Here is a 1,606-nt window from a genome sequence, read left to right on the forward strand (position 1 = left end):
ATCAGACAATCTGTGTGGACACTACGCAATGCGTATCGTTTAGGTAAGGAGGTGATCCAACCGCAGGTTCCCCTACGGTTACCTTGTTACGACTTCACCCCAGTCATGAATCACAAAGTGGTAAGCGCCCTCCCGAAGGTTAAGCTACCTACTTCTTTTGCAACCCACTCCCATGGTGTGACGGGCGGTGTGTACAAGGCCCGGGAACGTATTCACCGTAGCATTCTGATCTACGATTACTAGCGATTCCGACTTCATGGAGTCGAGTTGCAGACTCCAATCCGGACTACGACAGACTTTATGTGGTCCGCTTGCTCTCGCGAGTTCGCTTCACTTTGTATCTGCCATTGTAGCACGTGTGTAGCCCTACTCGTAAGGGCCATGATGACTTGACGTCATCCCCACCTTCCTCCGGTTTATCACCGGCAGTCTCCCTTGAGTTCCCACCATTACGTGCTGGCAACAAAGGATAAGGGTTGCGCTCGTTGCGGGACTTAACCCAACATTTCACAACACGAGCTGACGACAGCCATGCAGCACCTGTCTCACGGTTCCCGAAGGCACTAAAGCATCTCTGCTAAATTCCGTGGATGTCAAGAGTAGGTAAGGTTCTTCGCGTTGCATCGAATTAAACCACATGCTCCACCGCTTGTGCGGGCCCCCGTCAATTCATTTGAGTTTTAACCTTGCGGCCGTACTCCCCAGGCGGTCGACTTAACGCGTTAGCTCCGGAAGCCACGCCTCAAGGGCACAACCTCCAAGTCGACATCGTTTACAGCGTGGACTACCAGGGTATCTAATCCTGTTTGCTCCCCACGCTTTCGCACCTGAGCGTCAGTCTTTGTCCAGGGGGCCGCCTTCGCCACCGGTATTCCTCCAGATCTCTACGCATTTCACCGCTACACCTGGAATTCTACCCCCCTCTACAAGACTCTAGCTTGCCAGTTTCAAATGCAGTTCCCACGTTAAGCGCGGGGATTTCACATCTGACTTAACAAACCGCCTGCGTGCGCTTTACGCCCAGTAATTCCGATTAACGCTTGCACCCTCCGTATTACCGCGGCTGCTGGCACGGAGTTAGCCGGTGCTTCTTCTGCGAGTAACGTCAATCAACCGTGCTATTAACACGATTGCCTTCCTCCTCGCTGAAAGTGCTTTACAACCCGAAGGCCTTCTTCACACACGCGGCATGGCTGCATCAGGCTTGCGCCCATTGTGCAATATTCCCCACTGCTGCCTCCCGTAGGAGTCTGGACCGTGTCTCAGTTCCAGTGTGGCTGGTCATCCTCTCAGACCAGCTAGGGATCGTCGCCTAGGTGAGCCATTACCTCACCTACTAGCTAATCCCATCTGGGCACATCCGATGGCGTGAGGCCCGAAGGTCCCCCACTTTGCTCTTGCGAGGTCATGCGGTATTAGCTACCGTTTCCAGTAGTTATCCCCCTCCATCAGGCAGTTTCCCAGACATTACTCACCCGTCCGCCGCTCGCCGGCAAAGTAGTAAACTACTTCCCGCTGCCGCTCGACTTGCATGTGTTAGGCCTGCCGCCAGCGTTCAATCTGAGCCATGATCAAACTCTTCAATTTAAGATTTGTTTGATTTGCT

At 53.4% G+C, this 1,606-nt stretch carries 1 rRNA gene; it reads right to left on the minus strand.

What is annotated here, in order from left to right:
• Positions 1–44 precede the first annotated feature (44 nt).
• Positions 45–1,587 (minus strand): 16S ribosomal RNA (locus V2A85_RS23535).
• Positions 1,588–1,606 lie beyond the last annotated feature (19 nt).

This window comes from Yersinia sp. 1252 StPb PI (genome assembly GCF_048593885.1).
Classification (GTDB): domain Bacteria; phylum Pseudomonadota; class Gammaproteobacteria; order Enterobacterales; family Enterobacteriaceae; genus Yersinia; species Yersinia enterocolitica_E.